Source organism: Stenotrophomonas sp. STEN020 (assembly GCF_056760195.1).
Genome location: NZ_JBRREI010000025.1, coordinates 59,908 through 67,852, shown reverse-complemented (window position 1 = coordinate 67,852; position 7,945 = coordinate 59,908). Strand labels below are relative to the sequence as shown.

The window sequence follows — 7,945 nt, the reverse complement described above, 5'->3', positions numbered from 1 at the left end:
TTTTTGTTTTGTTGGCGCGGGTCCCGCCGATACGCAGTGCCCCAATCTTTTCCATTCAGCGCATGTGGCTTGGTTTTTGTCCGGGTGGGGGGGGCCGCCGCTCCTACAAGCATTGCTTCGGGTATCGCGTTGGTGAGCGGCGCCGATGAAGTCCTCGGTCGCCGCCGAAGATCAGAACTGTGGAATCTTCTGCGCCTCCACTATCTGCAACACCAGTTTGCGGGTGGCTGCGCGGCAGGACCGATACGCCAGCAACAACCTACGCTCAGATGGATCGTCCACCAGCTCTGCGTTCTCGCTGGGTATTGCAGCAGAGATTGCATCCAGTTCACCTCGTCCCGTCGCCAGCCATTCAAATGAAACATCCGTCACCAGTGCAATGGTGATCAAACGCATCGTGCTGGGCGATATGCCCGTCGGACTTTCCCAGTTTCCCACCGCGCTACGGCTTACTTTCAGTTGGCCTGCCAACTCCGCCTGCGTCATCCTCATCTTTCTCCGCGCTTTGCGGATGCGGATTCCCAGATGGTCATGCATAAATTTCTCCTCGAGCGTTGACCATGAGAGCCGACTAAAAGCCTAAGCCATTGCGAGCTTGCGCAGTCGGCAAAGACTTATTGTCAATGTTCATTACGTCCGTGGATTATCGGAACGAAACTCGTCATCGATATTGACGATTTTTGCCAATGTAAATTGCACCCTCTGTTCTCGCGGCTCGAAGCCGTTAGGCTGCGGCGGAGGCGCTAATTCATGCTGGATAGTCGTTGGTACAACGCTGACAGATGGATGAGTTTTTTTCTTAGGCGTTGAGTTGTTGGTGCACGCGTGGCGCAAACCGAATCGAATGAAAAACTGCAGGCTGTCGATCATCGTTGGTGGTCATGGATGGAAATGAAGCGGCCCGCAAAACTGTGCCTATATTCAGCAGGTACATTCATGCTGTTGGTTGTCGTGGGGATGGCATTGGTCATCCGCGGCGGAAACGAAGCCGCTGTGGTGGTTGGCAGGCTGGTTCCGGTACAGGGCATGGCAACAGTGTTGGCGCCAGTGGGTGGTGTTGTGCGCTGGCTGGATGCTGATGATGGCAAGCGTGTGGTCGAAGGCGATACGCTGGCCTTGGTCGCCACGCCGCGCGCGATGCCCGAACTCGGTGACGCCAATCTGGCAAAGGAACATGGTCTGCAGCAGAAGCAGGACAGTTTCGTATTGGCGCGCGACGCGCTGAAGGAGCAGTTGGCGGCACAGGCCACGGGCTTGCATGAGCAGATGCAGGCAGCCCGCGCCGAGGCACAGCAGATCGCACTGGAGGTCGCCACGCGGCGTGAGCAGATACGGGTCGCCGGCGACGTACTGACGCGGCGGCGAGGGTTTGAATCAGCATCCGCCGCTGGCCTTGCAGCAGCAGAACAGCAGGAGGCGCTGGTGTTGGAATACACCGTGCAGCTGCAATCGCTACGCCGGCAGCAGGCCGCAACCCAGCGCCTGATCGCGCAGCTGAAACAAGCCATGCAGGAGTTGCCGGGGCGGCAGAAGGCCAACGATGCTACTTATGCGGAGCATCTGGCGCAGTTGCGCCTGGATCAGGTTGAGAACGAAGCCAGTGCTGCGTTGCTGGTAACAGCGCCGGTAGATGGTGTGGTGGTCGCACGGATGGTCAAGCCAGGGCAGTCGGTGCATTTGGGCCAGCCGCTGCTCAGCGTATTGCCCGGCGATGGCCGGCTCGAGGCCGAGCTGATGGTGCCGGGGCGAGCGATCGGTGCAATGGCGCCTGGCGACCGGGTGGTGCTGCGCTATCAGGCATTTCCGCATCAGAAGTTTGGTGCGCAGCGTGGCACCATCGCGCACATCAGCCGGACTGCGGTGGATAGTGAAGAGGCCAGCTTCGCACCGGAGCTGCCGGCGATGAAGGAGGCCTTCTATCGCGTTACCGTCGAGTTGGCCAACCAGGCCATTGTGGCCCATGGCCGCTTGGAGCCGCTCAAGCCCGGCATGATGCTGGATGCGCAGGTTACCGGCGAGCGGGAGCCGCTGAGTGATCGCTTGCTGCAGCCCATGTATTCGTTCGGGGGGGGGTTGGGTGGGCGTTGATGGCCTGTGGCTGCAACGCCTGCGGACCCGGTCAATTGGATTTATCGGAATGCTGGACTCGTCGCTTCGGCACCACAGAATCGTCGGCTTTTGCGATGATTGGCGTTGGTGTCTGGCCGCACTCGATGCGACGTCGGGATGCCATGCGTATGGATTTGTGCGTTGATCGAAAAACAACGAGGACTGGATTCCGATGATGAAGCTTTCGTTTTGTAGCTTGGCTGTAGCGCTTTCGTTGGCATTGACGCCACTGGTGCAGGCGAAACCGGTCGTGGCGACGGTGCCCGCCAGCGTGCAGGCAGGCCCCTGTGTCGAGGGTGTGTGTGAGTACCGCTTGCAGAATGGCCTGCGCGTGCTGCTGTTTGCCGATGCCAGCAAGCCAACCGTTACCGTCAATCTGGTCTACGGCGTTGGCTCGCTGCATGAGAACTACGGCGAGACCGGCATGGCACATCTGCTTGAGCACTTGATGTTCAAGGGCACAGCAAAGCATCCGGACATCCCGGCTGAAATGCAGCGGCGCGGGGTCAGCAAGAACGCGACCACCTCGCTGGATCGCACCAATTACTTCGCCTCGTTCCCGGCCAATGACGACACCCTGGACTGGCTGTTGGGGCTGGAAGCCGATCGCATGCTCAACTCCAAGGTGGCCAAGGCCGACCTGGACAGCGAGATGACGGTTGTCCGCAATGAAATGGAAGCTGGCGACAACAGCCCGATCGGCGTGCTGATGAAGCGCATGCGCTCGGTGGCCTTTGATTGGCACAATTACGCCAACATGCCGATCGGCGCGCGCTCGGATGTGGAGAACGTGCCGATCGAGAATCTGCAGGCGTTCTACCGGACCTGGTATCAGCCGGACAACGCCTTGTTGATCATCGCTGGCCGCATCGACAGCGAGCGGGCGATTGCGCGGGTTGCTGCGCATTTCGCACCGCTGAAGAAGCCCGCGCGGACCATGCCCACATTCCACACCGTGGAACCAGTTCAGGACGGCGAGCGCGAAGTCAGCGTGCGCCGCAGCAGTGATCTGTCCTTGATTGCCGCCAGCTATCACGTGCCGGCGCTGGCGCAGGCCGACAGCGCGCCGCTCGCAGTGTTGGGCAATGTGCTCGGCGACAACCCCAACGGGCGGCTGTACAAGGCATTGATGGAAACCAAGCTGGCAGCCTTTGCCACCGCCAGCAGCGAGACCCTGCATGATCCCGGCTTGTTCACCCTGGTGTCGGTGCTGCCCAAAGATGGCGACCCGAACAAGGTGGAGGCCGAGTTGTTGAAGCAGGCAGAAGCCGTCGCTGCAGCGCCGATCACCGACGCGGAAGTGACTGCAGCCAAGCAGCGTATCGACAATGCCATCGACAAGCGTGCCAGCGACGTCAACGCGATGGCGATGGCCTTGTCCGAGTACCAGGCCTCCGGCGATTGGCGCTTGTTGTTCGTGCAGCGCGATGCGATCCAAGCTGTTACTGCTGCCGACGTCAATCGCGTCGCGGCGGCCTATCTGAAGCCGCAGAACCGTACGCTCGGCCGCTTCGTGCCGACCGCCGCGCCAGATCGCGCAATGATTCCGGCCGCACCGGCAATCGCCACCCTGGTGGATGGCTACAAGGGCCGAGCCGCGGTCAGCGCAGGTGAAGCGTTCGACCCCAGCGTCGAGAACATCGCAGCGCGTACCGAGAGTTTTGTCATCGGCGATGGCCTGCGGGTTTCGTTGCTACCCAAGCGCAATCGCGGGCAGACGGTGGCGTTGACTGCCACGTTCCGCTTCGCCGACGAGCAGGCCATTACCGGCCGCAGCGAGGCTGGTGGCTGGGTTGGACCGATGCTGATGGCGGGTAGCCAGAGTCTGGATCGTGGCCAGATCGCGGCCCGCTTTGACGCGCTCAACACCCAGGCGCAGGTCAGTGGCGGTATGCAAGGTGCCAGCATTGGCCTCAACGGCAAGCGCGAGACCTTGGCCGAGGCCCTGCGGCTGGCCGCCGACGTGCTGCGCCACCCGTCATTCCCGCAGGCCGAGTTCGAGCAGTTGCGGCTGCAGGCGGTCACCGGGTTGGAGTTCCAGCGCAAGGAGCCGGGTACCTTGGCATCGCTGGCGCTGAGCCAGTATTTCGATCCGTGGCCGGTTGGGCATCCGCTGCACGTGCAAACGATTGATGAGTCGCTGGCCCGCTTGAGAGCGCTCAAGCTGGAAGACGTGCGTGCCTATCATCAGGATTTCTACGGCACAGCCGTGGGTGAGATCGCGGTGGTGGGTGATTTCGATCCGGTGGCATTGAAGGCCGAGTTGCAGACCTTGTTCGCGGACTGGAAGTCGCCCAAGCCCTACGCGCCGATCAGCACCCATTACCGGGATGTCGCCGCAAAGCAGGAACGCTTCACCACCCCGGACAAGCCCAATGCGGTGCTGCTGGCACGGCAGAACATCTCGATCAATCTGGCCGATGCGGACTTCCCTGCGTTGAACATCGCCATTGCGATCCTCGGCGGCGATCCGCTCAAGGCACGTCTGGGCGAGCGCATCCGCCAGAAGGACGGTCTGAGTTACAACGTCGGCGCCGGGTTGAGTGCCGATGAAAGCCGCATAGGCCGCGATGACAATGGCAGCCTGAGCATCCAGGCCATCGCAGCACCGGAGAACATGGGCAAGCTGGAGGCCGCGTTGCGTGAGGAGCTGGTCCGGTTGGTTGCCGACGGCATCAGCGTGGAGGAGCTGCGCAGCGCAGTGGCCGAAAAGAAGGTGGCACGTGAGCAGTCACGGGCGGCCGATGGCGCCATCGCAGGATTGTTGAGCGACCACCTGTACTACGGCCGCGACATGGCGTTTGAAGCGCAGCGTGATGCCGCCTATCAGGCGCTGACGGTGGAGCAGGTCAATGCTGCCATCCGCAAACACCTCAAGCCGGAGCGGCTGAGCGTATTTGTCGCCGGTGACTTCAAGTAACGGCGGCTTCAAGTAAGCAGCCAACGGGGCGGCCGGGTGTCGCCCCGTTGCTGACAGCAATCGATGTCACTCAGGGTTGGTGGCCGACCGCCGCTGCTGTTGTGACCGGCAAGGGCGCTACCCGCTCAGCCCAGACCGGACCCGGTAGCAGCGCAGGGGGCGCGGGCGCGGCGGGGGCGCAACCGACTTTTTGCTGCCCGCGCCGCATCGAAGCGGCCGCATCGGCCCGGCGCTGCTAGAATTGCGCGGACCTGGTTTTTTTGTGAATGACGCCATGAGCCATACCGCCACCGCGCCCGCCAACGCCGAGAAGCGTTACACCGTGCACCGCGCTGACCTGCCGCTGAGCTGCCCGACGCCGGAAATGGCGCTGTGGAACTCGCACCCGCGGGTTTACCTGCCGATCGAGAACGAACCCAATGGCGAGGCTGCCTGCCCGTATTGTGGTTCGGTATTCGTGCTGGCCGACTGATCGCTGACCGATGCGCCGTTTGACGGTGGTGCAGTTGCTGCCGGCGCTGCATTCCGGCGGCGTCGAGCGTTCAACTCTGGAAATTGCTGCGGCACTGGTGGCTGCCGGTCACCGGGCCATTGTCGTGTCCGCGGGCGGGCGCCTGCTGCAGCCGTTGCTGGACAGCGGTGCCGAGCATCTGACCCTGGATATCGGCAGCAAGTCGCTGCTGACCCTGCGTCACGTGGCCTCGCTGCGGCGGCTGTTCAGTGAAACCGGCGCCGATATCGTGCACGCACGGTCGCGCTTGCCAGCCTGGCTGGGCTGGTACGCGCTGCGCGGCATGCCAGCGAGCCAGCGTCCGCACTGGGTGACCACCATGCACGGGCTGAACTCGCCTGGCCGCTACAGCGGCATCATGGCCCGCGGCGAGCGCGTGATCTGCGTATCGCAGACCGTGCGTGACTATCTGCTTGAACATTATCGAGATACCGATCCGGGCAAACTGCGGGTGATACCGCGCGGCGTGGATGTGGCCCAGTTCCCGCGCGTGGAGCGTAGCGACCGGCGGCCGCGTCTGGCCGTGGCCGCGCAGCATCCGCAGCTGGGCACGCAGGCGCCATTGCTGTTGTTGCCCGGGCGCGGCACCCGCCTGAAAGGACACGCGCACGCCTTGCAGTTGCTGGCAGGGCTGCAAGGCGAAGGCCAGCGGGCAATGTTGTGGATGCCCGGTGTGCGCGAGCCTGGCCGCGAGGCTTATGTGCGCGAACTGGAACAGTTGGCGCAGACGCTGGGTGTAGCCGATCAAGTCGTTCTGAGTGAACCCACCAGCCGTATTGCCGAGGCTTACGCCGCCAGCGATCTGGTCCTGCAGTTGTCGGACAAGCCGGAAGCATTCGGCCGCACCGTGCTGGAAGCGCTGTCGGTGGGTCGTCCGGTAGTTGGCTGGAACCATGGCGGGGTGGGCGAGTTGCTCAACCAGCTGCAGCCTTCAGGCGCGGTCGCGCAGGGTGACCTGCAGCAGTTGACGCAACGCGTGCTGCAGTTGCTGCAGAGCCCCCCGTCGCTTCCGCGAAAAATTCCCTATACGTTGCAGGCCATGCAGCGTGCGACCCTGGATGTCTATGCAGAATTCGGTAACTGATCGGTCTTATGTAGCGACGCCACGGCAGGCGGGCTGGTGGGCGCCGATCTGGGTCATCGCCTATGTCGCCTTGTTGCCGTTGCCGGGCATCGCCGAGTCGGTGCTGGTGCTGGGCGCCTTGTTCACCATACTGCGCTTGTTGCTGCTGCGGCTGAAAGGAGGCGACGGTATCCGCACCCTGTTGGGCGTGCCAGCCTTGGCACTGACCAGCGTGCTGTTCTGTGCGTACTGGTTGCCGCAGCTTGGCTCGGCGGTAGGTGCGGAGGATCCGGGCAAAGTCTGGGGCAAGGTCGCCACGGGGCTGCGCTACCTGCCTTTCATGTGGCTGGTGGCGATAGCGGTAGGTACAAGCCAGCGACGCAATACCACTTTTACCGGGCTGGCGGTGGTCACCGCGCTGTGGACGCTTGATGCATTGCTGCAGGCGGGTATTGGCACCAGTCCCTTGTTCTGGAGCCTGGATCAGCTCAAATGGCTGAGCAGTGGGCACGGCCTGTGCACCTTGCAGGAGGTAGCCGCGGCCGATCGTCTGCCCGGCATCTTCGGGCCATGCAATCTGAAATTCGGTCAGGTGTTGGCCAGTCTGTCGCCGTTCCTGCTGTTTTTTGTGGGCGCACGCTTCGGCCGTTGGGGCTGGTTGTTGAGCGCCGCTGCAGTAGGCGTAGTGCTGGTGCTTGCTGGTTCGCGCGCGTCGTTGATTACCTATGCGCTGGTGCTGCTGATTTCCGGTTGGCGTCTGCTGGGGGCCAAGTGGATGCTGCTGGTGATGCTGGCCGGTGTTGTCGGCATAGGCGCATTGGTGGCGGGCTCGGCACAGGTGCGTGAGCGCTTCGCACGTACCGCGATGGCGTTCAGTGGGGGCGCCAGCGGGGTCAATGAGGCGCTGTCCGGGCGCAGTCAGATCTGGTCGGCTGCGCTATGCATGGTGCGCGAGCACCCGATCAATGGGGTTGGCGCGCGCGGTTTCCGCGATGCCTATCCGGGCTGCAATCCGAGCCCGGAGCAGCATCCGGTATGGGGCGAAGGCCCGGCCCTGCACGCCCACCAGATCGTGCTGGAGATCCTCGCCGAGACCGGTGTGCTTGGGCTGTTGCTGTGGATTGCCGGCGCGGCGATGGCGCTGCGCGCCTGGATCTACTCTGGGCCTCAAGCGCGTGATCGGGCGCGTCCGGCGGCGCTGGCCTTGGCGGTAACGGTATTCCCGCTCAATACCCATCTGGCGTTCTATTCCGCCTTCTGGGGTGGGCTGACGATATTGCTGGCGGCGCTGTACACCGGAGCCCTGCTGGCCGAGCCAGGCGAGCGCAACAACTGATACGGC

General features: G+C 63.0%; 7 protein-coding genes. 5 read left to right on the top strand and 2 right to left on the bottom strand.

Going from position 1 to position 7,945, the window contains the following annotated elements; all coding sequences use genetic code 11:
- Positions 1-171 precede the first annotated feature (171 nt).
- Together ACVOLZ_RS12215 and ACVOLZ_RS12210 are read right to left on the bottom strand one after the other, a co-directional pair.
- On the bottom strand, positions 172-537 hold the full coding sequence (locus ACVOLZ_RS12215; RefSeq protein ID WP_481516379.1) for a helix-turn-helix transcriptional regulator: 366 nt from the start codon (positions 535-537) through the stop codon (positions 172-174).
- Between the two features lie 93 nt (positions 538-630).
- Positions 631-870 carry a hypothetical protein gene (locus tag ACVOLZ_RS12210; protein WP_481516378.1) on the bottom strand — a complete coding sequence of 80 codons (240 nt, stop codon included), beginning with the start codon at positions 868-870 and terminating at the stop codon, positions 631-633.
- Between the two features lie 66 nt (positions 871-936).
- Between ACVOLZ_RS12210 and ACVOLZ_RS12205 the strand changes: the two genes are divergently transcribed.
- From ACVOLZ_RS12205 to ACVOLZ_RS12185, 5 genes are all read left to right on the top strand, one after another.
- A complete protein-coding gene (locus tag ACVOLZ_RS12205; protein WP_481516377.1) occupies positions 937-2,088 on the top strand; it encodes an HlyD family secretion protein in 1,152 nt (383 codons plus the stop codon).
- Between the two features lie 196 nt (positions 2,089-2,284).
- Positions 2,285-5,029: a M16 family metallopeptidase gene (locus tag ACVOLZ_RS12200; RefSeq protein ID WP_481516376.1), complete on the top strand. Its 2,745-nt coding sequence runs from the start codon at positions 2,285-2,287 to the stop codon at positions 5,027-5,029.
- A 274-nt stretch (positions 5,030-5,303) separates the two neighbouring features.
- Positions 5,304-5,501, top strand: a complete 198-nt coding sequence (locus ACVOLZ_RS12195) for a zinc-finger domain-containing protein (protein WP_282267169.1) — start codon at positions 5,304-5,306, stop codon at positions 5,499-5,501.
- 10 nt (positions 5,502-5,511) lie between these two features.
- Positions 5,512-6,624 carry a glycosyltransferase gene (locus tag ACVOLZ_RS12190; RefSeq protein WP_481516375.1) on the top strand — a complete coding sequence of 371 codons (1,113 nt, stop codon included), beginning with the start codon at positions 5,512-5,514 and terminating at the stop codon, positions 6,622-6,624.
- On the top strand, positions 6,605-7,939 hold the full coding sequence (locus tag ACVOLZ_RS12185) for an O-antigen ligase family protein (RefSeq protein ID WP_481516374.1): 1,335 nt from the start codon (positions 6,605-6,607) through the stop codon (positions 7,937-7,939). Before ACVOLZ_RS12190 ends, ACVOLZ_RS12185 begins: the two co-directional genes overlap by 20 nt.
- Positions 7,940-7,945 lie beyond the last annotated feature (6 nt).